We start from the raw sequence: 24,820 nt of genomic DNA, 5'->3' as shown, positions 1-24,820 counted from the left end.
ACCGCGCTCAGCCCTTCATCTTCAACGGCAGGCCGGCGGCGACGAAGAAGACTTGCGCCGCCGCCGCCGCGATCTGTTGGTGCAGGCGGCCCGCATGGTCGCGAAAGTCGCGGGCCATCACATTGTCCGGCACGATGCCGAGGCCGACCTCGTTCGAGACGAGGACCACCGGCCCGGCGACGCGCTGGAGGGTCGCAACGAGCGCCGCGCCTTCACCGGGCACGTCGCGCCCCTCCAGCATGAGGTTGGTCAGCCAGAGCGTCAGGCAGTCGACGAGGACGACGCGGCTCGCCCGTGCCTCCGCCGCAATCGCCGCGCCGAGTCCGAGCGGCGCCTCGACGGTCCGCCACCCCGATCCCCGCCGCGCGCGATGGTCTTCGATCCGCGCCTCCATCTCGGGATCGAAGGCCCGGCCGGTCGCGATGTAGACCTTCGCAAAGCCGCTGGCCTCCACCAGTCGCTCGGCGAAGGCGCTCTTGCCGGACCGCGCGCCGCCGAGGACGAGCGTCACGGCCGGCGAGGCGAGCCCGCTCACGTGAGCTCGGATCCGAAGCGGTCCATCAGCGCGCCGAGTGCCAGCCCCAGGAGCACCCAGAAGACAGCGCCGGTGGCGAGCGAGGCGACGGCGAATTCGGCCGCGAGCGTCGGCGGGATCGGGCTCGAAAGGTCCGCCGGACGCGGTACGGCGACGAGATGGGGGGCGAAAAGCAGGGCGATGCCCGCAATTTTCGCCACGGTCTCCTGGCGCAGCACCAGGCCGTAGAGCCCGGCCGCCGTGAGCAGCGCCGTCGCGACCCACCAGATCTGGCGTGCCGTCAGGTCCGCCACCGGCATCGCCGGCAATTCCGGCGGCAGGCCGAGGGCCGGCGCAAGCGCCACGCAGGCAAAGCCGGCGAGCCCCCAGAACGCGCCGTTGGCGAAGGTGATCCGCCGGCCGGCGAGCAGCGCGACCGCCGCCAACATCAACGCGAAGCCGCAGCCGGTGACGATGTTGGCGCTCAAGGTGCCGATGAGCCGGCTGGCGAAAAGATTGGCGTTCGCTCGCGCCTCATCGTTGGCCGGAGCCGCGGCGGTGGCATGCACCGGGATCGGCCTGACGCCCTGCGGCGCCGCGCGCTCGGCGGCCTCGGCGGGCGCAACCAGCCCGGCGGCATGCTCGGGCGGCCCGGCGTCGCCGCCCTGCTCGTAAACCTCAGCGTGGAGAATCAGCGGGATGACGCCCGCATATTGGACCGGCGTCATTACGACACCGACGAACAGCCCAGCCACGAGGGTGGCGAGCAGATATCTGACGACCATGGATATCCCCTTTCGCCGGCCCTGTGTCCGGCTATCGCGTCAACCGACTGCAGACCCGGCCGCAGGCGGCCGCCGTCTCCCCGGTCAGTGGCAGGGAAATCCGAAAGCGTGGCGCACGTCGTGGGCGGTGTCGTGCAGCGCCGCAGCATGGGCGAAGCCCGCGCCCCAAATGAAAAACGCCCCGAGCGCCAGCGCCAGCAGTCCGCCGGCGATCCGAGTCGTCGCGGGCATGACACCCGAATGCGTCATGGTTATCGTCATATCAACCTCCGTGACCGCCGCCGATCGCGGATCGATCGGCCTCTGCGAGAAGTCCGGCAGGTCTCCTGGCTCGCGGGTCATCAACAGGCGCCTCGCCTTCCCGGAGAAATCCCCAGTGGCTTTCGAAGGCTGGCATGCCCGAAGACACGCCCAGCCCGTGACGCCGATCTCGCCGCTCTACAGTCGCGGGGTCGGCTGCGATAAAGGCCCCCGGCTTGGGTCGACCCGTCGCATTCCCTCTTCGCCTTTACCGCGTGGCGGCAAAGGAACCGTTCTTCGGCCGGCGGTGCCAAGCACCCACCGGTGATGGCAACCTACCAAGAGTGGCGCCAAGCGCAAGCGAAATCCATGCATCCGCTCGGTTCTCTTGCGCAGCGGAAGATGTCGCCAGCAACAGCCTTGACCGTAAGGTTCGCCCGACCGCCGCCGGGATAGGCTTCCGAGTTGACGCGCCATGCCCAGCGCTGACGCGGCCATCACATTGTAAAACGCCACTTCCGTTCAATCGCCGCATGCAGATCCATGCCTTGCGACTGCGCCAGGAGCAAGATGTGGCCGAGCACATCGGCGGCTTCATCTTCCAGATTTTTGTGCAGCTCGGCCGCCGACCGCTCGCCGCGGCGAGCCCGTCCTCTCAGGCGGTTCCAGGCCTGGGTTAACTCCCCGACCTCGTCCTTCAGCTTCAGCATGAACCAGTCCGGATCGCGCCCCAATCCATGGGCCGCACAATAGGCCCGAGACGCCGCCTCGAAATCCTGTTGCAATCGATCAAGCACGGTCACACCCCACCCCCCGCATGTTCTTTTTATGTTCTACATGTAGGCACCCGACTGGTCAGAGTTGCGACCTGTGCCGTAACCATCGCGCGATCGCCACGCAGGGCCCCGGATGCCGACCAGCGTCTCAGCGGCATCACCAGACCTGTCGCGATGTCCCGATCAGCACCGTCAAAAAACGCGACGATCGCGACAGAAACGATGAACGCGCCAAGGAAATCTCAATGCATTACCGTCATGGTATCCTCCAAGGTTTCCCGGAGCGCCACGATCCATGCCAATCATCGCCAAAAACGAAGCTGCACGCCTCGCCGAGGTCGAGCGCTACCGGCGAAGCGGCGCGATGACCGGGAACAAGCTGCATCATATCGTCAAGCTCGCTGCGAAAACCTTTGGCTTCGACCACGTCAACATCACCACCCATTATGCCGAGGACCAGGTGGTGCATGTCCACCTCGGCGAGATGGTGATGAACCAGCAGCGTCGTTCGACGTTTTGCCTTCGGCCGGTCGAGACCGGCGAGACGCTGGTGGTGCACGATCTCACGCAGAATGAGCTCTTCAAAACATTCCCAAACGTCATCGCCCACCCGCATCTGCGCTTTTACGCAGGCGCACCGTTAATTTCGCCAAACGGTTTTTGCCTCGGGACGCTTTGTCTGCTGGACACCAAGCCTCGGCAGTTCGGACCGAGGGATGCCGAGCTTTTGGCCGATCTCGCCGACCTCGTCGTCGAGCATATGGAGCTGATGCGGCTCACCGAAGAAGCCACCTACGATCAATTGACCGGACTGAGAAATCGGCCGTTTCTGCTCGACACCATGCAAGCCTCGATCGATGCGGGGCGTCCGTCGACCGTGCTTCTGATCGATCTTGACGGCTTCAAGGAGATCAACGATTCGCTCGGCCACACCTCGGGCGACGAGGCGCTGGTCCATGCGGCCGAGCGCCTGACCGAGTTTTCCGGCAAAGACCGCCTGATTGCGCGCCTCGGCGGCGACGAGTTCGTCGTCTTCATCGACGACTTGAACGATGTGGGCGTCGCGGCCGAGATCGCCACGAACCTCGTATCGCGCCTCGGCGAACCGATAACGATCTATGGTCATGTCGTGCATTTCGGCGCCAGCGTCGGCGTGGCGCTGAAGAGTTTGGAGACCAAGGCGATCCAGCTGCTCGGAAATGCCGATCTGGCGATGTATCAGGCCAAAGGCGACGGGCGAAATTGCTACCGGATCTTTTCCCGATCCCTGCGCAACACAGCGCTGGAGCGGGGCAATATCGTGCTTGAAATGCAAGAGGCGTGGGAAGGTGGTGATTTCGAACTCTATTACCAGCCCATCGTCTGTCTGCCGACGGGCGTGTGGACCGGTGCCGAGGCGTTGCTGCGCTGGAACTATCCCTATCGCGGTGTGCTGCAGCCGTCCGAATTTCTTCCGATTCTCGAAAAGAGCCACCTGGCGGTGGACGTCGGCAGCTGGATCATCGACGAAGCGTGTCGGCAGGCGGCGCTGTGGCGCGCCCAAATCACGCCCGACTTCACCATGGCGGTCAATCTCTTCGAACTGCAGTTAAAATCCGGTACGTTGGTTGCTGTCGTCACCGATGCGCTGGATCGCCATGGTCTGCCGCCTCAAACCTTGCAGTTGGAACTGACCGAGCGCATCGTGCTCGCGCAAGATCAGCAGATTATCGACCAGGTCCGCGAGCTTCGCCGGCTCGGAGTCGGCATTGCCTTCGACGACTTCGGCACCGGCTTCGCTTCGCTTTCGGCACTGAAGAGTTATCCGGTCTCCTGTATCAAGATCGACCGCTCCTTCATGACCGGGCTCGCCACCGATATCGCCGATCTGTCGATCGTCACGTCGCTGATCAATCTGGCGAAAAGCCTCAGCCTCGATACCGTTGCGGAAGGCATCGAGACCCGCGAGCAGCGGTCGGTGATCGAAAGCCAGCCCGGCGTTCGCGCCCAGGGTTTCCTGTTCTCCAAACCGCAAACAGCGGCGCGGTTCGAGGTCGCTTGGAGCGCCAGCAGCTCTGCCCCATCGGCATCGAAGATCGCCTGATTTTCAAAGTCGCTGCGACCTGCCGCTTCGCCAATCTGATGGCAAAATCCGCGAACGTCCCACCTCGCCAAGGTTGCGCGCCAAGCGTTGCAGCGCAAAAAACATGGGTGTCCGGCGGTTTTAGTTTCGAATCAGCTTCTATATCTCGATCAAGCGACATCCTGGAACACGAGCGAGATCAGATGGAGGCCGAAGCTTCATGTGCGGAATTTGCGGTGAGATTCGCTTCGACGGAACCTTAGCTTCAGGCGAGCGGCTGCAGCGCATGGGTGATTGCCTGGCGCCGCGCGGGCCGGACGGCTCCGGCCAGGTGATGCGCGGCACGGTCGGTCTCGGCCATCGCCGGCTGAAGATCATCGACCTGTCGGAAAAGGCCGCACAGCCGATGGTCGATCCCGAACTCGGTCTCACCCTCGCCTTCAACGGCTGCATCTACAACTATCCGGAACTGCGCCAGGAGCTGGAGGGCAAAGGCTACCGCTTCTTCTCGACCGGCGACACGGAGGTGATCCTCAAGGCCTATCACGCCTGGGGCCGGGATTGCGTCAAACGTTTCCACGGCATGTTCGCCTTCGCCATTCACGAGCGCGACAGCGGAAGGGTGATGCTCGCCCGCGACCGCTTCGGCATCAAGCCGCTCTATCTCTCGCAGACCGACAAGCGCCTTTATCTCGCCTCCTCGCTGCCGGCAATCCTGGCCACCGGCGATGTCGACCGCACGATCGACCGCGAGGCGCTGCACCATTACATGACCTTCCATGCCGTGGTACCGCCGCCGCTGACCATCGTTAGAGGCGTGCGCAAGCTGCCGCCGGCGACCACCCGGATGATCGAGCCGAACGGCTCCTTCGACGACGTGGTCTATTGGGCGCCGGACTTCGGCGCCCGCGAAGGCGACGACAAGCTGTCACCGACCGATTGGCGCGATCTCGTCATGCAGGCGCTACGCAAAGCCGTCGATCGGCGCATGGTCGCCGACGTCCCGGTCGGTGTCTTGTTGTCGGGCGGCGTCGATTCCTCGCTCATTGTCGGACTTCTGGCCGAAGCCGGGCAAAACAACCTCAACACCTTCTCGATCGGCTTCGAGGACGCCAATGGCGAGGTCGGCAACGAGTTCGAATTCTCCGACATCATCGCCGATCACTACGGGACGGAACATCACAAGATCTTCGTCCCAGGCTCGCAGCTGATGGAGCATCTGCCGGGCACCATCAGGGCGATGTCGGAGCCGATGGTCTCCTACGACAATGTCGGCTTCTATCTGCTCTCGCGCGAGGTGTCCAAGCACATCAAGGTGGTGCAGTCCGGACAAGGCGCCGACGAGATCTTCGGCGGCTATCACTGGTATCCGAAGATGGTCGGTGCCAACGATCCGCTCGCCGCCTATGGCCGCGCCTTCTTCGATCGCAGCCACCAGACCCTGAAGGGTCAGATCGCCCCCGAATGGCAGACTGAGGCCGACGTCTCGCGCGACTTCGTGGCCAAGCACTTCGCCATGCCGGGCGCCGAGAACCCGGTCGATAAGGCACTGCGGATCGACGCTCATGTCATGCTGGTCGACGACCCGGTCAAGCGCGTCGACAACATGACCATGGCCTGGGGTCTCGAAGCCCGCGTGCCCTTCCTCGATCATGAGCTGGTGGAACTTGCCGCTCGCGTGCCGGCCGAAGAGAAGCTGAAGCAGGACGGCAAGGGGGTGTTGAAGGAAGTGGCCCGGCAGGTCGTGCCCTCGGCGGTGATCGACCGCAAGAAGGGCTATTTCCCGGTGCCGCAGCTGAAATACATCTCCGGCCCCTATCTCGATATGGTCCGCGACACGTTGACCAGCCAAGCGGCCAGTTCGCGCGGTCTGTTCCAGCGGCCCTATCTCGACACGCTGTTCGCCCATCCGGCCGACCACATCACGCCGCTGCGCGGTTCCGAACTGTGGCAGGTCGCCCTTCTCGAACTCTGGCTGCAGGAACAGGGGGTCTGATCCGATGGCAGGCGAGAAACAGGCCGATCGCTCTTATCGGGGCGGCGGGCACCGGCTGGAGAAGCTGCGTGCCTTCGGGCCGCGCGGCTCGGCCGCCCGCGAGCGAGCCGATGCCGACGGGCTGAAGCGCAACGCCATTCTGGACTGCGGCTGGGGCCGGCTGGTGTTCGGCCAGACCTTCGACGATCCGCGCGAACTCGCCAATTCGCTGCGCGAGGAAGGCCCGGACCGGCGCGACATCGCCTTTTACGTCAAGGATCCGCACGTTCTCCTCAGCCATGCGCCGCAGGAGCTGTTTCTCGATCCCTCCCACACCTACCGGCTCGACCTCTCCACCTATCGGCCCAGCAGCCGCCGGCCGCGCGGCTATTTCATCCGTCGCCTCGCCTCTGAGCAGGACGCCACCGAGGTCAACCGCATCTACCAGTCGCGCGGCATGGTGCAGGTCCATCCCGCCTTCTTCTGGTCGAACCGCGACAACCGGGCGCTGACCTATTTCGTCGCCGAGGACGAGACCACCGGCGCGATTCTCGGCACCGTCACCGGCGTCCACGGCCATCGCGCCTTTGGCGACCCGGAAAACGGCTCCTCGCTTTGGTGCCTCGCCGTCGATCCGCAGGCGACCCATCCCGGCATCGGCGAGAGCCTGGTGCGCCGCCTCGCCGAGCATTTTCAGGCGCGCGGCTGTGCCTTCATGGATCTGTCGGTGATGCACGACAACGACCAGGCGATCGCGCTTTACGACAAGCTCGGCTTCGTCCGCGTCGCCTATTTCACCATCAAGCGCAAGAACGAGATCAACGAGCGGCTCTTCACCGGCCCGAACGCCGATTACGAGGGGCTGAACCCTTACGCCAGAATCATCGTCGACGAGGCGCGCCGGCGCGGCATCCACACCGAGGTCGTCGATGCGGCGGGCGGGTTCTTCCGGCTAACGCATGGCGGGCGAACCATCTTGTGCCGCGAGAGCCTGTCGGACCTGACCTCAGCGGTCGCCATGTCGATCTGCGACGACAAGGCGGTGACCCGCCGGATGGTCGAAGCGGCCGGCGTCGTCGTGCCCGAGCAGATTGCCGGTGACAGCGACGACGAAACGATCACAAGCTTTCTTCAAAAACACGGTCAAATCGTCGTCAAACCCGCGCGCGGCGAACAGGGGCGCGGCATTTCGGTCGGCATCGAGTGCCTCGACGAGGCCAAGACCGCCATCGCCGCCGCCCGCCAGCATTCGGAAAACGTGCTTCTGGAAGCGTGTTTTCAGGGCAACGACCTGCGGCTCATTGTCATCGACTACCGACTCGTCGCCGCCGCCCTGCGCAAGCCGCCGGTGGTGACCGGCGACGGCCGCTCCAGCGTTCACGAGCTGATCGAGCACCTCTCGCGGCGCCGCTCGGCGGCGACCGGCGGCGAAAGCAAAGTCCCGCTGGATGCGGAGACCGAGCGCTGCGTGCGCCAGGCCGGATTCGGCATGGACGACGTGCCGCCCGAGGGTGAGCGTATCACCGTGCGCAAGACCGCCAATCTTCACACCGGCGGCACCATCCACGACGTTACCTGCGACATTCACCCGGCTCTGGTGGAGGCGGCTGTTGCCGCGGCAAGGGCAATTGAGATACCGGTGACGGGCATCGACCTCATGATCAAGTCGCCGGCGCTGCCCGACTACGTGTTCATCGAGGCCAACGAGCGGCCAGGGCTCGCCAATCACGAACCCCAGCCGACGGCGGAGCGCTTCATCGATTTGTTGTTCCCGCTATCCATGCCATTTTCGGTGAGAGCGGCCCGCACCCAGCAGAGAAGGTCGCGCAAGGAGGACTGACGTGCCCAGGCTTACGATCGATACGGCGTATCTGACCGAACAGCTGAAAGCACTTCTGACCATTCCCAGCCCGACCGGCTATACCGACACCGTGGTGCGCCACGTCGCCAAGGAACTCGAACGGCTCGGCCTGAAGGTCGAGCTGACCCGGCGCGGTGCGATCAGCGCCCTGCGCCAGGGCTCGCGCCGGGCCTCGGCCCGCGCCGTCGTCAGCCATCTCGACACGCTGGGCGCCCAGGTCAAACGGCTGAAGGAAAACGGCCGCCTCGAACTCGTTCCGATCGGCCACTGGTCGGCGCGGTTTGCCGAGGGCGCGCGCTGCATGATCTTTTCCGATGCCGGCACCTATCGCGGCACGATCCTGCCGCTAAAGGCGTCCGGCCACACCTATAACGAAGAGGTCGACAGCCTGCCGGTCGGCTGGCCCTATGTCGAAATGCGCGTCGACGCGCTTTCGAGGGATCTGAAGGAACTCACCCGTCTCGGCATTGATGTCGGCGACACGGTGGCGATCGACCCGCAGCCGGAATTCCTCGACAACGGCTTCATCGTGTCACGCCACCTCGACAATAAGGCCGGCGTCGCGGTGATGCTCGCGGCGATCAAGGCGATGGAAGACGCCGGAATTTCGACCCCTGTCGACACTCACTGGCTGTTCACCATCGCCGAGGAAGTGGGTGTCGGCGCCGCCTCGATCCTGACGCCGGACATCGCCTCGATGATCGCCGTCGACAACGGCACCTCGGCGCCGGGGCAGAATTCGGCCGAATTCGGCGTGACCATCGCCATGGCTGATCAGACCGGACCGTTCGACTACCATCTGACGAAGAAGCTGGTCCGGCTCTGCCAGGACGAGGATATCCGCTATCAGAAGGATATCTTCCGCTACTACCGATCCGATTCCGCCTCGGCGCTGGAAGCCGGTCACGACGTACGCACCGCACTGATCACCTTCGGCATCGACGCCTCCCACGGCTATGAGCGGATCCATATGCACGCCCTGCGCTCGCTATCAGAGCTGATCACCGCCTATCTGACCTCGCCGGTCGAGATCGAACGCGACCGCAACTTCCATGCCGGGCTGCAGGGCTTCACCCGGCAGCCCGACGTCGAAGCGGCGCAGGAACTGGCGAGCGACACGAACCCCGCCGAATAAGGCTGAAATGGGAGCCTCAGGTCGCCGATGAGCGTCGATGGCATCGTCGCCCTGCCGGGGCGGTTCGTGTGGGAACTCTTGAAGCTTCTCGGCGAGCTGGCTGGTGATCTCGTGGTCGCGGCGAAGGCTCACCCGATCCTCGCAATCTGCGTGCTTCTCGCCTTCCTGACGGCGATGGTGCTGTCGCGCGGCAGCGCGTTGCTGATCCTGGTTCTCGGCTTCATCGCCGTCGCCGCGCTGATCGGTGCCGATCCGGTGCGCGAAGTCGACAAGCGCCAAGCCTTCACCGCTCTGTCGATCCTTGCCATGCTGCTGATCGGCTTTGCCATGCGGCAACAGCGCCGACGGCGCCATGCGCTGGAAGACGAGATCGCGGCGCTCGAAGATTCGATTGAAGACGCACGCCGCGACGGTTGGCAGGCCGGACAGAGATACCGGCCGGGCGAAGACGGCACACCCCGCCTCGACCCGCCGGAATGAGGCTCTGATTGCCAGCGTCGACCGGTGGCGAAACTCGATTTGGATTTTGCGCCGGCGCTCGCCGCTCCTACAGCCGTGAGCCGGGCACCACCTGTCGTTTGGCAAGATTTGCGTGGGGGAAGCGGATGTGAACGACATAGGCGTCGTTCTCGACGAGCCGTTCGATCCGACCGTCGAGCTCTCCGCGGATCATCGCGTCCATCAGCTTGGTGCCGAATCCACTGCGAATCGTCGAAAGATCCGGCACGACGCCACCGCTCTCGCGCCATTCGATGGTCACATGTCCGTCCGCCAGCCGCCAGGACACCGCGAGCGAGCCGGTCGGCGTGGAGAGCGCGCCGTATTTCATCGCATTGGTGGCGAGTTCATGAAACGTCAGGCCCAGCGATTGCGCCCCGATCTCGTCGACCTCGACCGCCGGGCCATCGAGCCGCAGATCGGTCCCTTCCTCGCCGAACACCTGCTTCAGCTCGTTTTCGAGCAAGGCGCGGATCTCGGCCCGCCCCCATTTCGAACGGGTCAGCATCTCCTGCGCCGCAGACATCGCATGCAGCCGGGCCTCGTAGCGATCGGTGAAATCGTCGAGCCCTTCCGAGCGGCGGGCCGTCTGGCGGGCGATCGACAACATCCGGGTGATCGAATTCTTGATCCGGTGATTCATCTCGCGAAGGAGCAGATCCTTCTGGTCGAGATTGCGCTGGCTTTCGCGGTTCAGCGCCGCCACCGCTTCGAGACGCCGCGCCTGGACCAGGGTCAGCAGAGCCAGAACGAGCGCCAGGATCAAGACGAAGGTGGCGAGCAGCGCCGCCGGATAATTCGAGCCGAAGCGCTGAAAGTCCTGCGTCGGCACGAAATGAAAGCGCCATGTGCGACCCGCAACTTCAATCTCGCGCCAGATCGCGAGGCGGTCGCTGTCCGGGCCGCCGGCTTGGCTCAGCGTATAGACCAAGTGATCGGCGTCCGCCGGGCCGTCATAGACCTCGGCGTGGACCGGCAGATGTGGCTTTTCGAACAAAGCGGCATTGAGAAAGTCCCCGATCCGGAACGGCGCGTAAACGAAACCAGACGTGTCATTGACCAATCCGGTTCCCGCACTCAAATCGGCACGCATCGGCAGATAGACAAGAAAGCCAAACTGAACGTCGCGATCGATCTCCTGAACGAGACGCACCGCCGCCGAAGCCACCGGACGGCCGCTGCGCGCCGCCGCCTGCATCGCTTCGCGGCGACTGGCATCGGAATACATGTCATAGCCGAGCGCGGCGCGATTGCGTTCGTCTTGCGGCGCGAGCAGCATGACCGGCGTGCGGATCGGCTGCCTGGTCTGCGGCCAGATCGTCAAGGGACGACCGAAGCGGGCATCGAGCTTGCGCTGGGCCTCGTCCGTGTGCGTCGTCGCAATCGTTTGGGCAAACCCGAGGCCCTGAATGCCGTTGTAGCGGCTAGCAAGCTCCAGCCCGGCGACGAATTCCGCGAAGGTCTGCGGCGAAATCGCCGTCCCGGCGACCTCGAAAAACGCTCTCAGCGAATAAAGCAGCGAGATATGCAACTGCAGGCGCTCTTCGACGCGAGCGATGGCATCGTCGGCAAGCTGCCCGAAGTGCCGTTTGTCCGCGTCCTCACGCGAGACCCAAAGCTGTCCCGCCAATGACAAACCAATGGCTGTAGCCAGGGAAAAGACGACCAGCGAGAAGAGCCGCTTACGCAAAATTCCGCGATGCCTCGGCCGCTGCGGACACTGGCCGACAAGCGGTGTGTCATTCTAAGCGAGCATGTTTCAAAACAAAACCGTTTCATGCTCAATGAGCATGGCGCGGTGCCGCAGCTGTACCCAATCAGCCACGGTTTGGCCCATATCACGACACTGACGCAAGGTCATCCCATGAATTGACCGCCATTCACCTCGATCACCTGGCCCGTCAGATAACCGGACAAGACGGCGCTCGCGAGGAACAGATAGGCCGGAGCACAGTCATCGGCGGTTCCAAGCCGCTTCAGCGGGATCGCCGCAGCCGTCGCGTCGAGCTTGGCCTGCGACGAATAGCGCCGATGGAAATCGGTCATGATCGTTCCGGGAGACACGGCATTGACCCGAATTTGGTCGGGCGCGAGCTCTCGGGCGAGCGCCCGCGTCCAGGTCGAGATAAACGCTTTCGACGAGGAATAGAGCGACGAACCCGGGCTACCGCCGACAATCGCCGAGATCGAGGAGGTGTTGACCACCGCGGCCCCGCCCTCGGCCTGACCGCCGGCTTTCAAAGCCGGCAGCAAGCACGACGTCAACGCCACCACCGAGCGCACATTGAGATCGACCACGGCGTCGAACGCCGCTTCGTCGACCTCGGTGGCGGGGATCCGGCCGACCATGGTGCCGGCATTGTTGATGAGAACGTCGAGCGGGCCTGCGAGCTTGGCGCCAATCTCGTCGGCCAGGGCTTGGCCGCCGCCGCGCTGACTGAGATCGGCGGTGATCAGCGTCAGACGCCGGCGATCGTCGCTGCCGAGGCGCTTCAACAGATCGCTTTCGGCATTTTCCAGCGAGCGACCGACATGGCCGATGACGCGCGCGCCGGTCTTGAGAAACGCCGCGGCCACCGCCGCCCCGATCCCGCGGCCGCAGCCGGTGACGACGACGGTCTTGCCGTCAAACAGCGCTCGATCGAAGCCGATTATCATCGCTCGTCTCCCTCCAGTGCGTGCCACCGTGTGCCGATCCCCAGCGCGATCAAGATACCCGCAACCATCACCATCAGCCAGGATAGGATCAGCATCAATCCGCCGGTCGGCGCAGCATTGGCAGACAGCGAATGGCCGGTCGCCGAGCGGGTGGCGAGATCGCCGGAAAACAGGATGACGCCGACGATCATCACCATGCCGGCAAGACCGAGGAGGCGACGCGACCGGTCGAGGACGGCGGCGAGCGCCAGGAGAGCCGGCGCATGAAACAGCGCCATCGACGCCGCGATGGCGACGAATTTGCCGTCGCCGCCGCCGTGGGCGGCCAGCGCCGCGCCGACCACGCCGGCGGCGCCGAGAGCACCGGCAAAGCCGACAAAGAGCGCGATCAAAAGGCGCGGGGCAGCGGTCGGCACGGGGGGCATAGCGTTCAATCGTCCTGGTTTGGCCTTGGCGCTGCGGCCTCGCCGGAGCGCGACTGAACCGTCTGGGCCCGCGCCGGCGTCTCGGCGCGCGCGGTGGTCACGATAACCGCGGGCATTTCATCGAGCACCGAACCCGGCCACATGCGATAGCCGACCGCATAGGCGGCCTTGGCGAGGAGATGCGCCGAGAGCGGCGCGGTGAGCAGAAAGAAAGCGATGGCGGCGATGGCCCGCAGCGCCTCCGGACCGGTGTCGGAGACCAGCGCCAAGGCGAGCAGCGCCATGCCGGAGCCGACCGAGCCGGCCTTCGAGGCCGCATGCATGCGGGTGTAAAGATCCGGCAGCCGCAAGATCCCGAAAGCGGCGATGGCCGCAAAGGCCGAGCCAGCCAGGATCAGGCAGCCGGCGAGGATGGTGGCGATGGTCCCGATCATCGTCCGGCTCCTGTTCGGGACGTGGTCTCTGTGGCCGATGCGAAAGGATCGCCGTCGATCTGGCGCAGATCCTGCCGCTCGTCGTCGTCGGCCGTCTTGCCACGCGCCAGGATGAAACGGGCAAAAGCGACGGTGGCGAGAAAGCCGACGAGGCCGAGCGCGATGGCGATGTCGACATAGAGCGTGAAACCGGTGTCGATGCCGATCACCGCGATGAAGCCGATGGCGACCGAGGTCAGCATGTCGAGACCGAGCACCCGGTCGGGCAGGGTCGGCCCCTTGATGATCCGCACCACGGTGAGGAAGAAGGCGATGCCGAGCAGGATCAGCGAAATATCGAGACAGATTTCGAGAAACTGCCGGGCGAAATCGGAATGGGTCATCGGAACGCCTCGAGGATCTTGCGTTCGAAGCCGTTGGCGATGTCGGCGCGGGTGCCCTCCGGATCGGAACAGTCGATCGCGTGGACATAAAGCGTCGAGCGATCCTCGGAGACGTCGACCGACAGGGTGCCCGGCGTCAAAGTGATGAGATTGGCAAGCAGCGCGATCTCAAAATCGCGGTCGACCTCGAGCCGGTAGGCGAAGATGCCCGGTGTCAGGTCCATCTTCGGCGACAGCACCAGCACCGTGACCCGCCATGCCGACATGATCAGCTCGTAGAGAAACAGCAAGAACAGCGAACCGATCCGCAGGAAACGGCCGATATAGCCGACCGAGCCGATCTCCCGCCGGGTGAGGTAGAGCGACGCCGCCCCGAGCAGAAAACCGAAGATCAGATTGGGCAGGGTGAAGGAGCCGGTGACGATGGCCCAGACCAGCGCCAATAGGATGTTGATCAGGAACAAGATCACGATCCGCCTCCGAAGACCGAGCCGACATAGGCCGCCGGGTCGACGATACCGCGGGCCGCCGTGTCCGTCATGTCCGCCAGCCATTGCGGTGCGATGCCGGCCGCGACGACGAACAGCGCGAGCAGGATCAGCGGCAGCATCGACAAAACGGGCGATGGCTTGCCCGCCGGCTGGAACCCGAACGCTTCGTCCGATCCCGCCGCCTCGGCCTCCGGTGCATTGCGCCAGAAGGCCAGCGCAAACACCCGCGCGCTGGCGATGGTCATCAGGAAGCCGGTGACGAGGATCGCCGCGCCGAGCCAGGGCAGCCCGGCCTGGAACGTGCCGCGCACTAAAATGTATTTCGGCCAGAAGCCCGAGAAGGGCGGCAGTCCGGAGACGGCGAAGAGAAATACCAGCATCAGCGCCGCGAGCGCCGGCTGGCTGCGCCACAGCCCGCCCATCGAACGCAGCGACGCGGTGCCGGCGATCCGCGCCGCCATCCCGGCGGCGAGATAGAGCGCGGTCATCACGACGATCGAATGGAGGGCGTAGAAGGTGGCGCCGGAAAGGCCGATAACAAGGCCGCTGCTGCCGGGCAAAAGCGGTGTGATCGCCGCCGCAGCGCCCGTCGCGGCGGCCCCTGTCGCCCCCGCCGTTGCGGCCTGGGCGGCGCGCGCCATAGCGCTGCCGGCCTCGCCGCCGGCGCCGCCGATGGCCAGGCCGGCGAAGATCGTGCCGATGCCGGCGATGACGAAATAGTTGAGCAGCCGGCGCAGATCGCTCTGGGCGAGCGCCCCGAAGGCGCCGACCAGCATGGTCAGCGTCGCGACCCAGGCGATCAGCGTCGCCAGATCGGCGTGCTGCTGCGGGAACAGCATCAGCAGCACCCGGATCAGCGCATAGACGCCGACCTTGGTCAAAAGCCCGGCAAACAGCGCCGAGACCACGAAGCGCGGCGTATGATAGGAAGCCGGCAGCCAGAAATTCAGCGGGAAGGCGGCGGCCTTCATGCCGAAGGCGACGAGATAGAGCACCGCGATGGTGAGCAACGCGCCGTCATTCTCGAACCGCCCCGCCTTGTCGGCGATGTCGGCCATGTTGAGGGTGCCGAACAGGCCATAGAGATAGCCGGTGGTGATCAGGAACAGCGTCGTGGCGACCAGATTGAGGAAGCAGTATTTCGTCGCGCCGTCGAGCTGCTCATGTTTCGATCCGAGGACCAGTAGGCCGAAGGAGCCGATCAACAGCACCTCGAACCAGACATAGAGATTGAACACGTCGCCGGTGAGGAAGGCGCCCGACACGCCGCCCATCATCAGGAACATGAAGGGAAAGAACCCGTAGCGCCGCTCGGTCCGGCTCATCGAGCCGGTGGCGTAGATCGCCGCCGCGAAGGCGACGAAGCCGGCCGTGGTGACGAACAGCGCGCCCAGCATGTCGACGGTGAACGCGATGCCGAAGGGCGGCTTCCAATGGCCCATCATCATCGTCTGCGGACCGCTCGACGCGACCTTGCGCAGCAACAGAAGATCGGCGGCCAACAAGAGCGCGAAGCCCGGAATGGCGATGAAAGGGTGCCAGTCGACGCGCTTGCGCAGCATCAACAACACCGCCCCGAACAGGAAGCAGAGCGCGACCGGAGCGATCACCAGATAGTCCGACGGCGCGAAGGCGCCATGGACCATTGCCTCGGCCTTCAGGATAGCGATGTCGGAGGAATCAGCCATGAAACGTCAGTATCCCAGCGGCGGCAGGCCGTCGTTCTCGGGCTCGGCAACCCGCATCTGGTCGGTGTCGTCGGTGCCGAGATCCTGATAAGCGCGATAGGCGAGCACCAGGAGGAAGGCGAAGAAGGAAAAGGAGATGACGATCGCCGTCAGGATCAGCGCCTGGGGCAACGGATTGGCGACCGCCGACAGCGGCATTTCGGCCCCCTTCGGCACCAGCGGCGGCGCCACCGAGGCGACCCGCCCGGCGGTGAAGATCAAAATGTTCACCGCATTGCCGAGCAGCACCACGCCGAGCAGCATGCGGATGATGTGCTTGGACAGAAGCAGATAAAGGGCGACGGCGAAGAGGCAGCCGACGACGACGCTGAGGGCGGTTTCCATCAATCGCTCTCCCGTTCCTCGAGGGCGAGGGCAATGGCGCTGATGCCGCCGACGACGACCAGATAGACCCCGATATCGAACAGCATCGGCGTCGACAGCGCGACCTCGGTGCCGAAAATCTTTGGAAACACCCACAAGCCGGTCATGAAGCCGGTGCCGGCAAAGATCGAGACGATACCGGCGGCAACAGCAAAGCACAGCCCCGCCGCGGCAATCGCCATCGGATGGAAATAGAGCGCCCGGCGCACCGGCGCGACGCCGCAGGCAATGCCGTAGATCGCAAAGGCCGAGGCAGCGATCAGCCCGCCGATGAAGCCGCCGCCCGGCTCGTTGTGGCCGCGCAGAAGCACGAAGATCGAGAACAACAGCATCAAGGCGGTGAGATAGGGCGCCGTGAAGCGGAAGATGATCGTCCTCATGGCGTCGCCTCCGTCGGATCGGGGAGCGGCCGATTGCGCTTGGCCACCCGAATGCGGATCAGCGCCAGAACGGCGAGGCCGGTGGTCATCACGACGGCGATCTCGCCCATCGTGTCGACGCCGCGGAAATCGACGATGATGACGTTGACGATGTTGTGGCCGTGGGCGATGGCGTAGCTGTAACGCTCGAAGAAGCTCGACAGCAGCGGGTCGAAGGGCCGCTGGGTGATCGACAGCAGGAAGAGGCCGAAACCGGCCCCGCCGGCCGCCGCGATCGCCGCATCCGGCAGCGTCTCGCGCCACGGCCGGTGATCGGCCGGCGACAGCTTCAAACGGGTCATCACCAGCGCCAGGATCACCACCGACAGGGTCTCGACCATGAACTGGGTGAAGGAGAGATCCGGCGCGCCGAGCAGCATGAAGATCAGCGCGACGGCGAAGCCCTGAATGCCGAGCGAGACGATCGCCGTCAGCCGGTTCTTGGCGATCACCACGGCGACGATGCCGACGAGGATCAGCACCAGGACGAGCCATTCGTAAAAGCGCAGCTGCGGCATTTCGGGCGCGACCGGCAGCGCCTTGCCGACGATCATCGGCACGAACAGCGCCGCGACCATCGCGATCACCGTGACGGTCATGTAGTAGTCGAGCCGGCCGGACTGCAGCCGGCGGGTGATCCAGAACGAAACGCGCAACAGGCCGCGCATCGCCTGATCGAAGCCGCGATCGGGCCCCCAGCCGATGGCGTCGAGAACGCGATTGGTGGCGCGGCGCAGGCCGTTCGAACCGAGATAGATCGCAATGCCGAGCGCGATGGTTGCCATCGAAAGCGCGAAGGCGAGATTGAGATGCGGCATCCAGCCGATGTCGATCGCCACCGGTTTGCCGATCGCAGCGCTCGCCATCGGGCTCGAAAACAGGCTGTGATACGTTCCGTAGAAGAGAGCGCCGAGAAGACTCAGCGCCCCGAGCACGATCGGCCCCAGCCAGATCGTCAGCGCCCCCTCATGGGGATGGTGGATCGCCGCCGGCAGCTTGCCGACAAAGGGTTTCAGCGCAACGATGAAGGCGGCGGCGAACATCAAGGCGTTGCCGAGGATCGCCGATGCCATCAGCGCGACGTGATAAGCGTCGCCCTGTTCGAGGGCGTGATAGAGCGTCTCCTTGGCGAGGAAGCCGATAAAGGGCGTCACACCGCCCATGGAGAACGCGCAGAAAAGCGCGGCGACAAAGGTGATCGGCATATGTTTCGCCAGACCGCCGAGCCGATCGATCTCGCGGGTATGGGCGCCGTGATCGACAGAGCCGGCGACCATGAACAGCCCGCCCTTGAACAGCGAATGGGCGATCAGATAGAGCACCGCGCCCTCGATCGCGCCTTCGGTGCCGACGCCGATCAGCATGACCAGAAGGCCGAGCGAGGACACGGTCGTATAGGCGAGCGTGATCTTGATATCGGTGGCGCGCACCGCCAAAAGCGCACCCATGACCAGCGTGACCGCGCCGAAGATCGGCAGGATGGTCGTCCACAGCGCCGTGTCGCCGAGGGCCGGCTGCATGCGCAAGAGGAGATAGACGCCGGCCTTCACCATCGTCGCCGAATGCAGATAGGCCGAGACCGGAGTCGGCGCCTCCATGGCATTGGGCAGCCAGACATGGAACGGCATCTGCGCCGATTTGGTGAAGGCGCCGGCGAGCACGAGAAAGAAGATCGCGGTGTAATAGGGGCTGGTGCGCAGCGCGTCGCCGGCCGCGAGAATTTCGGACATCGAGTTGAAGCCCGCCAGTTCGCGAATGAGAATAAAGCCGGCAAGCAGCGCCAGACCGCCGCCGCCGGTGATCGCCAAGGCCTGGATCGCGCCGCGGCGGGCCTTTTCACGGTCATGGTCGAAGCCGATCAACAGGAAGGAGGTGATCGAGGTCAACTCCCAATAGACGAACAGGGTCATCAGATCGTCGGCGAGCACCAGGCCGAGCATCGAGCCCATGAACATCAAGATGAAGGAGAAGAACCGCTCCTGATCGCGATGGCCCTGGAGATAGCCGCCGGAGTAAAGGACGATCAGCGTGCCGATGCCGGTGATCAAGAGCGCGAAGGTCGAGGCGAGACCGTCGATGCGAAAGGAAAAGCGGATGTCGAAGGCCGGGATCCAGTCATAGCCGAACTGGATGACGCCACCATTGGCGATGCTTGGAAGAAAAGAAAAAAGGATTGCGAAGGCAAGGGCCGGCGCCAGCGCCAGGATCCAGGCCGCGTGATGCTTGAACAGCCGCTTGAAGATCGGCGCGAGCGCCGCAGCGATGAATGGCAGGGCAAGGGCCAGTGTTCCTCCGGTCGTCGCCTCGATTTGCGCCATTCCCCGCCCTTGTCCTTCACGTCGTCGAGGCGTGGCCGAGCCGCACTCCCCTCCCTCGTTCTATAAGAAGCGATCCCGGCCGCGGCAAGGATTGCCCTGCAGCAATCGGCGTCGACCAAAAGGTTTTGCAATCGGTCATCTTCCACACGCTTGCGCCGGCGCGCGGAACCGCCTACCTGCGGCGTCAAGTTGCCTTCGCGACGATCGATCGATCATCACGAAGCGCCACGGACCTCAATTTTCCGTCGCCCGCCGCTTCGCGGGAGATCGCGGACACCCCGATCGCAACGATCGGTTCCGATCTTGCCGCAGGATGCACGGCAGCTGGCCATCGGCCGTTGGTCCAGACCATCGAACGAAACGCTTGGAAAGCTTGCGCTCATGAAACCTTTCGACCGCTCCGCCCATCGTCCGCAAGCGCCCCTGCCCGAGCAACGTCCGACGACGGAAAACCGGCACGGCCACGAACGGATCGATCCCTATGCCTGGTTGCGGGCGCCGAACTGGCAGGAGGTGTTCAAGGACACGGCGGTTCTGGATCCGGCCATCCGCACCCATCTCGAAGCCGAGAACGCCTATCAAAAAGCCGTCATGGCCGGCACCGAGGGGCTGCGCGCGGCGCTGATCAAGGAGATGCGCGGGAAAATCAAGGAAGACGATTCGTCGGTTCCCGCCCCGGATGGGCCCTTCGCCTACGGCATCGCCTATCAGACTGGCGCCGAATATCCGCGCTTCGTGCGCCAGCCGCGCGAGGGCGGCGCCGAGACGGTGCTGCTCGACGCCGAGACCGAGGCGGCCGAGCGGGCCTATTTCTCGCTCGGTGGCGCCAGCCATTCCGGCGACCACCGCTGGCTCGCCTGGGCCTATGACGACAAGGGCTCGGAATTCTACACGCTTAAGATCCGCGATCTCGACAGCGGCCGAGATCTCGACGAGAGCATCGAGGATACCGGCGGCGGCGGCGTCTGGTCGGCCCGCTCGAATGGCGTCTTCTACACCCGGCTCGACGCCAATCACCGGCCGAGCCGGGTCTTCTATCACAAGCTCGGCACCGATCCGGCGAGCGACACGCTGATCTATGAGGAGACCGACGCGGGCTTCTTCATGGGCGTCGGCAAGACCCAGTCGGACGAGTTCGTGGTGATCGACATCCACGACCACGAGACCTCCGAGTCCTGGCTGATCCCGGCGGCCAACCCAGCGGCCGAACCGCGGCTTCTCGCCGAGCGCGAGACCGGCGTCGAATACGATGTCGACGAGGGCGGCGGCCGGCTTTACATCCGCACCAACGCCGACGGCGCGCACGACTACAAGATCGTCACCGCACCGATCGACGCCGTCGGTCGCGGTGAATGGACCGACTTCGTCCCGCATGAAGACGGCCGGCTGCTGCTCAGCCATTTTGTCCTGAAGAACCATCTGGTCTGGCTGGAGCGCCGCGACGGACTGCCGCAAATCGTCATCAAGCGCCTGTCGGACGGCGCCGAGCATGCGATCGCCTTCGAGGAAGAGGCCTATTCGCTCGGCCTGTCGGGCACTTATGAGTTCGACACGACGACGATCCGCTTTTCCTATTCGTCGCTGACGACACCGTCGCAGACCTTCGAATACGATGTCGAGACCCGCGCGCGCCAGCTGCTGAAGACCCAGGAGATTCCCTCCGGCCACGATCCCGAGGCCTATGTGACACGGCGCATCTTCGCCCCCGCCAAGGACGGCGAGCTGGTGCCAGTGTCGCTGCTGTATCACAAGGATGTCGCTCTCGACGGTTCGGCCCCCTGCCTGCTCTACGGCTACGGCTCCTACGGGATCACCATTCCGGCGAGTTTCAACACCAACATCCTGTCGCTGGTCGACCGCGGCTTCGTCTATGCCATCGCCCATATTCGCGGCGGGAAGGACAAGGGCTTTCGCTGGTACGACGCCGGGCGCCGGCACAACAAGGCGAACACCTTCACCGACTTCATCGCCGCTGCCGATCATCTGGTGGCGGAAGGTTTCACGACTTACGAGCGGATCGTCGCCGAGGGCGGCTCGGCCGGCGGCATGCTGATGGGCGCCGTCGCCAATATGGCACCGGAGAAATTCGGCGGCATCGTCGCCGTCGTGCCCTTCGTCGACGTCCTCAACACCATGCTCGACGACACGCTGCCGCTGACCCCGCCGGAGTGGCCGGAATGGGGCAACCCGATCCTGTCGGGCGAGGATTACGCAACGATCGCCTCCTATTCGCCTTACGACAACATCAAGGCCCAGGCCTATCCGCCGATCCTGGCGCTCGCCGGCCTGACCGACCCGCGGGTGACCTATTGGGAGCCGGCGAAATGGGTGGCGCGGCTGCGCGAGAAGAAGACCGACGACAATCCGGTGCTCCTGCGCACCAACATGGACTCGGGCCATGCCGGCGCCTCGGGCCGCTTCTCCAAGCTCGAAGAGGTCGCCTATATCTATGCCTTCGCGCTGAAGCTGATGGGCAAAGCCGGCTGAGCGCGGCCCGACGCGCGGCATTATAAGCCGGCAAACTTTGTCGAGGTCGGGGGATGCGCCCTATCAGCCGCACCGAAATGCTCTCCGACGCGATCGACGGCGTCATTCACAACGCCGTCCGCCGGGACACGATCAAGGCCCCGGCCCTGCAGAGCGAGCTCGTGCGCCTGATCGTCGCCTATCTCGGCATGGACCCGGACCGCCGGACCGGCCGACGCCTCAATGGGCCGCGATGAAGGCGGTCAGGATCTTGCGCGCGGCCTTCAGATCGCGGGTGTCGATCATTTCGGCGACGGTGTGGATGTAGCGTGTGCCGACGACGATGCCGACCGCCCGGGCGCCGGCGCCGGCCTGCTGGCCGGCTGCGCCATCCTGGCCGCCGCGCGCCAGGATGGTGCGCTGACAGGCGATCTTCTTCTCCCCAGCCAGCGCCTCGATCTCCTTGACGAGCCCGATATCGGCAATGAAGGAGCCGTCCTTGATATGCAGGCCGAAGCCCTCGCCCTGCACTGTCGTGCGGTCCTTTTCCGGCACGCCCGGCGTGTCGCAGGCAAGCGTCGTATCGACGCCGATGACGATGTCCGGGGCAACGCCGAAGGAGGCGGTCTTGGCGCCGCGCAGCCCGACCTCTTCCTGGGCGGTGAAGGCGACCGTCAGCTCGCAGTCGTGGCTGTCCTCGCTCTCGACCAGCTTGCGCACGGCCTCAAGGCCGAGCCAGCAGGCGATGCGGTTGTCGAGCGCCTTGGAGACGATCTTTTCGCCCATCTCTTCGAACGGCTCGTTCATCACGACGTAATCGCCGATCTTGATCTTGTCCTTGGCGGCAGCGCCGAGCCCGGTATCGATGACGAACTGGTTCGGCTCCGGCATCTTCTTGCGCTCTTCGGGCGACTGGATATGGATCGGCTTGCCCTCGGCGTTCATCACGCCCTTGATGTCGCCGTTGTCGGTGCACACCAGCACGCGGCGCGAGAACAGATTGCGCGGATCAAAGCCGCCGACCGGGTCGACATGGACGAAGCCCTTGTCGGTGATGTGGCTGACGAGAAAGCCGATCTCGTCCATGTGGCAAAGCAGGAGCAGCTTTTGCGGCTTGTCGCCCTTGCCCTTGCGGGTGCAGATCAGCGAACCCAGCGCATCGGTGCGAATTTCGTCGAAAAGGCCTTTGGCCTGCTCCTCGATCAGCGCCCTCACCCGGTGTTCGCGACCCGGCACGCCGGGGGTTTCGCAAAGGCGCTTCAACAGATCGAGATTCATGGCTTCAAAGTCCTTTCGACGGAGGATCGGCCGGGGGGCACGGGACACCGCCGGCAGAGGATAAGATGACCGAGCGGCAAGGTCACGGCACGACCGAAGAGGCCCAGCACAGCGCTTAGCGCGCCATCTGTCGAGTCTCGCGGCCTTCGCGCGATCGCGCTTATCGTGGACTGTTGACGAAATACAGGGTCGCGAAGGCGAGCAGAGTCACGCCGATCGGCCCTGCCAGCGCCAGAAAAAAATCGAAATTGCTCATCGCCGCAACTCTCGTCTGAGATAGGCTCTCGTTGCAAGATGTATGGCAGCGGATGCGATCAAGCAAACGATGCTGATCGAGGCCAACTGCCACCAGCTGAAAGACGATTTGCGAGCAGCGTACATGGAATTGAAGATCGGCGCGACGCCGCCGACGATGGCAAGGCCGACCGCCAGACCGTTGAGGAACGCCGCGGTGAGCTTGGCGACCTCGCGGTCGGCTTCTTTATCACCGGGCGGCGCGACCGGGCTGAGATCGTCTTCGGTCGGCAGCACCATGGCTCACCCCGCTCGCGCGCCGCGGTTTTTCTTGAACGGCTCCATACCCGCCCGGGCCAACGCGTCGGCGCGCTCGTTCTCTTCATGGCCGGCATGACCGCGCACCCAGTGGAAGGCGACGTCGTGGCGGCCCTTTTCCGCCTCCAAGGCCTGCCACAGCTCGGCATTCTTCACCGGCTTGCCATCGGCGGTCTTCCAGCCCTTGCGCTTCCAGCCATGGATCCACTTGGTGATGCCGTCGCGCAAATAGGAGGAATCGGAATAAAGATCGACGGCGCAGGCGCGTTTGAGGGCCTGCAGCGCCTTGATCGCGGCGGTCAGCTCCATCCGGTTGTTGGTGGTGTCGGCCTCGCCGCCGGCCAGCTCCTTCTCATTTCCCTGATAGCGCAGGATCGCTCCCCAACCGCCCGGCCCCGGATTGCCGGAACAGGCGCCGTCGGTGAAAATCTCGACCCGCTCGCTCATGCTCGTCCTTTCGTCACCCGGGCCGCTTCCAGACCGTATTCCGCCGTGTCGCGGATGCTGCGATGAAAGCGCAGCTTCTTCAGATATTCCCGCGGATCCTTCTTGGTGACGAAGGAATCGTCCGGCACATTCAGCCAGTCGTAAAGCCGCGTCAGCAGGAAGCGCATCGAGGCGCCGCGGCACAAAAGCGGCAGGCTGCGATATTCCGCCGGCTGCAGCCGCCTGACATCGGCATAACCGGCGATCAGCGCCCGCCCCTTGGTGACGTTGTAGCTGCCGTCGGGCTCGAAGCACCAGGCACAGAGCGTGATCGCAAGGTCGTAGGCGAGCAGATCGGTGCAGGCGAAATAGAAGTCGATGAGGCCGGACAGCTCGCCGGCCAGGAAGAAGACGTTGTCGGGGAAGAGATCGGCATGGATGATCCCGCTCGGCAAGTCGGTCGGCCAGCGGGCTTCCAGATCGGCGAGGTCCGCCTCGATCTCGGCCGACAATCCCGGCTCGACCGTATCGCCGCCGCCGCCGCAGCTTTCATAGAGCGGCCGCCAGTCCTGCGGCGAAAGGCCGTTGCGGCGGGTGAGCGGAAAGCTCGCCGCCGCCTCGTGCATGCGGGCGAGCGCGCCGCCGAGCGCCCGGCAGTTCTCCGGGCTCGGCCGCCGCGTCCACATCCCGTCGAGAAAGGTAAAGATCGCCGCCGGCCGCCCGGCCAATTCGCCGAGCGTGTTGCCCTCGCGATCATGGACCGGCAGCGGGCAGGACAGGCCGCGTTCGGCCAGATGCTCCATCAGGCCGACGAAGAACGGCAGGTCACCACGATCGACCCGCTTTTCATAGAGCGTGAGAATGAACGTGCCGGTGGTGGTGCGTAACAGGAAGTTGGAGTTCTCCACCCCCTCCGCAATGCCCTTGTAGCTTGACAATGCGCCGAGATCGTAGCGCGCGAGAAAGGCCGCAAGCTGCGGCTCGGTCACATCGGTATAGACGGCCACGCGGGT

At 64.6% G+C, this 24,820-nt stretch carries 25 protein-coding genes and 1 riboswitch; of the genes, 7 read left to right on the top strand and 18 right to left on the bottom strand.

The genetic code is table 11. The features are described 5' to 3' along the window. Nucleotides 1-7: 7 nt before the first annotated feature. The 4 genes from cobU to J1C48_RS13215 form a co-directional block, all read right to left on the bottom strand. Nucleotides 8-535 (bottom strand): bifunctional adenosylcobinamide kinase/adenosylcobinamide-phosphate guanylyltransferase, encoded by a 528-nt coding sequence (gene cobU / locus J1C48_RS13230; protein ID WP_207258360.1) that lies wholly within the window; start codon nucleotides 533-535, stop codon nucleotides 8-10. Next, entirely contained in the window at nucleotides 532-1,299 is a 768-nt protein-coding gene (locus J1C48_RS13225) for a CbtA family protein (protein WP_207258358.1), read from the bottom strand. Before J1C48_RS13225 ends, cobU begins: the two co-directional genes overlap by 4 nt. An 84-nt stretch (nucleotides 1,300-1,383) precedes the next feature. Then, on the bottom strand, nucleotides 1,384-1,548 hold the full coding sequence (locus J1C48_RS13220; protein WP_255679432.1) for a CbtB domain-containing protein: 165 nt from the start codon (nucleotides 1,546-1,548) through the stop codon (nucleotides 1,384-1,386). A 50-nt stretch (nucleotides 1,549-1,598) separates the two neighbouring features. Continuing rightward, a riboswitch (cobalamin riboswitch) is annotated at nucleotides 1,599-1,849 on the bottom strand. A 187-nt stretch (nucleotides 1,850-2,036) separates the two neighbouring features. Next, nucleotides 2,037-2,336, bottom strand: coding sequence for a MazG nucleotide pyrophosphohydrolase domain-containing protein (locus tag J1C48_RS13215; protein WP_207258428.1), 300 nt, complete (start codon nucleotides 2,334-2,336; stop codon nucleotides 2,037-2,039). 274 nt (nucleotides 2,337-2,610) lie between these two features. On the opposite strand from J1C48_RS13215, the gene J1C48_RS13210 reads away from it, so the two are divergent. The 5 genes from J1C48_RS13210 (at nucleotide 2,611) to J1C48_RS13190 (ending at nucleotide 9,828) form a co-directional block, all read left to right on the top strand. Continuing rightward, entirely contained in the window at nucleotides 2,611-4,398 is a 1,788-nt protein-coding gene (locus J1C48_RS13210; RefSeq protein ID WP_207258355.1) for a sensor domain-containing phosphodiesterase, read from the top strand. A gap of 199 nt (nucleotides 4,399-4,597) precedes the next feature. Beyond that, complete coding sequence (locus J1C48_RS13205) at nucleotides 4,598-6,373, top strand: N-acetylglutaminylglutamine amidotransferase (RefSeq protein ID WP_207258353.1); 1,776 nt, start codon at nucleotides 4,598-4,600, stop codon at nucleotides 6,371-6,373. 4 nt (nucleotides 6,374-6,377) lie between these two features. Further along, complete coding sequence (gene ngg, locus J1C48_RS13200; RefSeq protein ID WP_207258351.1) at nucleotides 6,378-8,192, top strand: N-acetylglutaminylglutamine synthetase; 1,815 nt, start codon at nucleotides 6,378-6,380, stop codon at nucleotides 8,190-8,192. Between the two features lies 1 nt (nucleotide 8,193). Then, a complete protein-coding gene (locus tag J1C48_RS13195; protein ID WP_207258349.1) occupies nucleotides 8,194-9,348 on the top strand; it encodes an osmoprotectant NAGGN system M42 family peptidase in 1,155 nt (384 codons plus the stop codon). A gap of 27 nt (nucleotides 9,349-9,375) precedes the next feature. Next, the gene (locus J1C48_RS13190; protein ID WP_207258348.1) at nucleotides 9,376-9,828 is read left to right on the top strand and encodes a hypothetical protein; all 453 of its coding nucleotides are present in this window, start codon (nucleotides 9,376-9,378) and stop codon (nucleotides 9,826-9,828) included. A gap of 67 nt (nucleotides 9,829-9,895) precedes the next feature. Here the strand turns inward: J1C48_RS13190 and J1C48_RS13185 are convergent, their stop codons facing one another. From J1C48_RS13185 to J1C48_RS13140, 10 genes are all read right to left on the bottom strand, one after another. After that, complete coding sequence (locus tag J1C48_RS13185) at nucleotides 9,896-11,476, bottom strand: CHASE domain-containing protein (protein WP_207258346.1); 1,581 nt, start codon at nucleotides 11,474-11,476, stop codon at nucleotides 9,896-9,898. 227 nt (nucleotides 11,477-11,703) lie between these two features. After that, on the bottom strand, nucleotides 11,704-12,504 hold the full coding sequence (locus tag J1C48_RS13180; protein ID WP_207258345.1) for an SDR family NAD(P)-dependent oxidoreductase: 801 nt from the start codon (nucleotides 12,502-12,504) through the stop codon (nucleotides 11,704-11,706). Continuing rightward, nucleotides 12,501-12,920 (bottom strand): DUF423 domain-containing protein, encoded by a 420-nt coding sequence (locus J1C48_RS13175; protein ID WP_231081781.1) that lies wholly within the window; start codon nucleotides 12,918-12,920, stop codon nucleotides 12,501-12,503. The genes J1C48_RS13180 and J1C48_RS13175 overlap by 4 nt, the downstream gene beginning before the upstream one ends. Before the next feature lie 14 nt (nucleotides 12,921-12,934). Continuing rightward, nucleotides 12,935-13,363 (bottom strand): monovalent cation/H(+) antiporter subunit G, encoded by a 429-nt coding sequence (mnhG, locus tag J1C48_RS13170; protein ID WP_207258343.1) that lies wholly within the window; start codon nucleotides 13,361-13,363, stop codon nucleotides 12,935-12,937. Beyond that, entirely contained in the window at nucleotides 13,360-13,746 is a 387-nt protein-coding gene (locus J1C48_RS13165) for a cation:proton antiporter (protein WP_207258342.1), read from the bottom strand. Before J1C48_RS13165 ends, mnhG begins: the two co-directional genes overlap by 4 nt. Then, complete coding sequence (locus tag J1C48_RS13160; protein WP_207258341.1) at nucleotides 13,743-14,216, bottom strand: Na+/H+ antiporter subunit E; 474 nt, start codon at nucleotides 14,214-14,216, stop codon at nucleotides 13,743-13,745. Before J1C48_RS13160 ends, J1C48_RS13165 begins: the two co-directional genes overlap by 4 nt. Further along, nucleotides 14,213-15,925 (bottom strand): proton-conducting transporter transmembrane domain-containing protein, encoded by a 1,713-nt coding sequence (locus tag J1C48_RS13155; RefSeq protein ID WP_207258340.1) that lies wholly within the window; start codon nucleotides 15,923-15,925, stop codon nucleotides 14,213-14,215. Before J1C48_RS13155 ends, J1C48_RS13160 begins: the two co-directional genes overlap by 4 nt. Nucleotides 15,926-15,931: 6 nt before the next feature. After that, entirely contained in the window at nucleotides 15,932-16,309 is a 378-nt protein-coding gene (locus tag J1C48_RS13150; protein WP_207258339.1) for a Na+/H+ antiporter subunit C, read from the bottom strand. Further along, the gene (locus J1C48_RS13145; RefSeq protein ID WP_207258337.1) at nucleotides 16,309-16,728 is read right to left on the bottom strand and encodes a Na+/H+ antiporter subunit B; all 420 of its coding nucleotides are present in this window, start codon (nucleotides 16,726-16,728) and stop codon (nucleotides 16,309-16,311) included. Before J1C48_RS13145 ends, J1C48_RS13150 begins: the two co-directional genes overlap by 1 nt. Further along, nucleotides 16,725-19,085: a putative monovalent cation/H+ antiporter subunit A gene (locus tag J1C48_RS13140; RefSeq protein ID WP_207258335.1), complete on the bottom strand. Its 2,361-nt coding sequence runs from the start codon at nucleotides 19,083-19,085 to the stop codon at nucleotides 16,725-16,727. The genes J1C48_RS13145 and J1C48_RS13140 overlap by 4 nt, the downstream gene beginning before the upstream one ends. Nucleotides 19,086-19,466: 381 nt before the next feature. Between J1C48_RS13140 and J1C48_RS13135 the strand changes: the two genes are divergently transcribed. Together J1C48_RS13135 and J1C48_RS13130 are read left to right on the top strand one after the other, a co-directional pair. Beyond that, entirely contained in the window at nucleotides 19,467-21,572 is a 2,106-nt protein-coding gene (locus J1C48_RS13135; RefSeq protein WP_207258334.1) for a S9 family peptidase, read from the top strand. A 53-nt stretch (nucleotides 21,573-21,625) separates the two neighbouring features. Beyond that, complete coding sequence (locus tag J1C48_RS13130; protein ID WP_207258332.1) at nucleotides 21,626-21,808, top strand: hypothetical protein; 183 nt, start codon at nucleotides 21,626-21,628, stop codon at nucleotides 21,806-21,808. Here the strand turns inward: J1C48_RS13130 and J1C48_RS13125 are convergent. The 4 genes from J1C48_RS13125 to J1C48_RS13110 all read right to left on the bottom strand — a co-directional run bounded on the left by J1C48_RS13125 (nucleotide 21,792) and on the right by J1C48_RS13110 (nucleotide 24,814). Then, on the bottom strand, nucleotides 21,792-22,829 hold the full coding sequence (locus J1C48_RS13125) for a M42 family metallopeptidase (protein WP_207258330.1): 1,038 nt from the start codon (nucleotides 22,827-22,829) through the stop codon (nucleotides 21,792-21,794). The two genes, J1C48_RS13130 and J1C48_RS13125, sit on opposite strands and share 17 nt — an antisense overlap. A 252-nt stretch (nucleotides 22,830-23,081) precedes the next feature. Continuing rightward, complete coding sequence (locus tag J1C48_RS13120; RefSeq protein WP_207258328.1) at nucleotides 23,082-23,363, bottom strand: hypothetical protein; 282 nt, start codon at nucleotides 23,361-23,363, stop codon at nucleotides 23,082-23,084. Between the two features lie 3 nt (nucleotides 23,364-23,366). Next, on the bottom strand, nucleotides 23,367-23,828 hold the full coding sequence (gene rnhA, locus J1C48_RS13115) for a ribonuclease HI (RefSeq protein ID WP_207258327.1): 462 nt from the start codon (nucleotides 23,826-23,828) through the stop codon (nucleotides 23,367-23,369). Beyond that, a complete protein-coding gene (locus J1C48_RS13110; protein WP_207258325.1) occupies nucleotides 23,825-24,814 on the bottom strand; it encodes a homoserine kinase in 990 nt (329 codons plus the stop codon). The genes rnhA and J1C48_RS13110 overlap by 4 nt, the downstream gene beginning before the upstream one ends. Nucleotides 24,815-24,820 lie beyond the last annotated feature (6 nt).

Source organism: Jiella flava (assembly GCF_017349315.1).
GTDB classification, from domain to species: Bacteria; Pseudomonadota; Alphaproteobacteria; order Rhizobiales; family Rhizobiaceae; genus Jiella; species Jiella flava.
The sequence above is the reverse complement of the archived record's forward strand: the minus strand, read 5'-3'. Positions and strand labels throughout refer to the sequence as shown.

Bases quoted from the DNA above. Each gene is read 5' to 3' on its own strand.
- J1C48_RS13150 (WP_207258339.1), bottom strand. From the start codon at position 16,309: ATGGAAACCGCCCTCAGCGTCGTCGTCGGCTGCCTCTTCGCCGTCGCC.
- J1C48_RS13205 (WP_207258353.1), top strand. From the start codon at position 4,598: ATGTGCGGAATTTGCGGTGAGATTCGCTTCGACGGAACCTTAGCTTCA.
- J1C48_RS13130 (WP_207258332.1), top strand. From the start codon at position 21,626: ATGCGCCCTATCAGCCGCACCGAAATGCTCTCCGACGCGATCGACGGC.
- J1C48_RS13125 (WP_207258330.1), bottom strand. From the start codon at position 22,829: ATGAATCTCGATCTGTTGAAGCGCCTTTGCGAAACCCCCGGCGTGCCG.
- ngg (WP_207258351.1), top strand. From the start codon at position 6,378: ATGGCAGGCGAGAAACAGGCCGATCGCTCTTATCGGGGCGGCGGGCAC.
- J1C48_RS13220 (WP_255679432.1), bottom strand. From the start codon at position 1,548: ATGACGCATTCGGGTGTCATGCCCGCGACGACTCGGATCGCCGGCGGA.
- J1C48_RS13155 (WP_207258340.1), bottom strand. From the start codon at position 15,925: ATGGCTGATTCCTCCGACATCGCTATCCTGAAGGCCGAGGCAATGGTC.
- J1C48_RS13120 (WP_207258328.1), bottom strand. From the start codon at position 23,363: ATGGTGCTGCCGACCGAAGACGATCTCAGCCCGGTCGCGCCGCCCGGT.
- J1C48_RS13135 (WP_207258334.1), top strand. From the start codon at position 19,467: ATGAAACCTTTCGACCGCTCCGCCCATCGTCCGCAAGCGCCCCTGCCC.
- J1C48_RS13180 (WP_207258345.1), bottom strand. From the start codon at position 12,504: ATGATAATCGGCTTCGATCGAGCGCTGTTTGACGGCAAGACCGTCGTC.
- J1C48_RS13145 (WP_207258337.1), bottom strand. From the start codon at position 16,728: ATGAGGACGATCATCTTCCGCTTCACGGCGCCCTATCTCACCGCCTTG.
- J1C48_RS13210 (WP_207258355.1), top strand. From the start codon at position 2,611: ATGCCAATCATCGCCAAAAACGAAGCTGCACGCCTCGCCGAGGTCGAG.
- rnhA (WP_207258327.1), bottom strand. From the start codon at position 23,828: ATGAGCGAGCGGGTCGAGATTTTCACCGACGGCGCCTGTTCCGGCAAT.
- mnhG (WP_207258343.1), bottom strand. From the start codon at position 13,363: ATGATCGGGACCATCGCCACCATCCTCGCCGGCTGCCTGATCCTGGCT.
- J1C48_RS13225 (WP_207258358.1), bottom strand. From the start codon at position 1,299: ATGGTCGTCAGATATCTGCTCGCCACCCTCGTGGCTGGGCTGTTCGTC.
- J1C48_RS13165 (WP_207258342.1), bottom strand. From the start codon at position 13,746: ATGACCCATTCCGATTTCGCCCGGCAGTTTCTCGAAATCTGTCTCGAT.
- J1C48_RS13140 (WP_207258335.1), bottom strand. From the start codon at position 19,085: ATGGCGCAAATCGAGGCGACGACCGGAGGAACACTGGCCCTTGCCCTG.
- J1C48_RS13190 (WP_207258348.1), top strand. From the start codon at position 9,376: ATGAGCGTCGATGGCATCGTCGCCCTGCCGGGGCGGTTCGTGTGGGAA.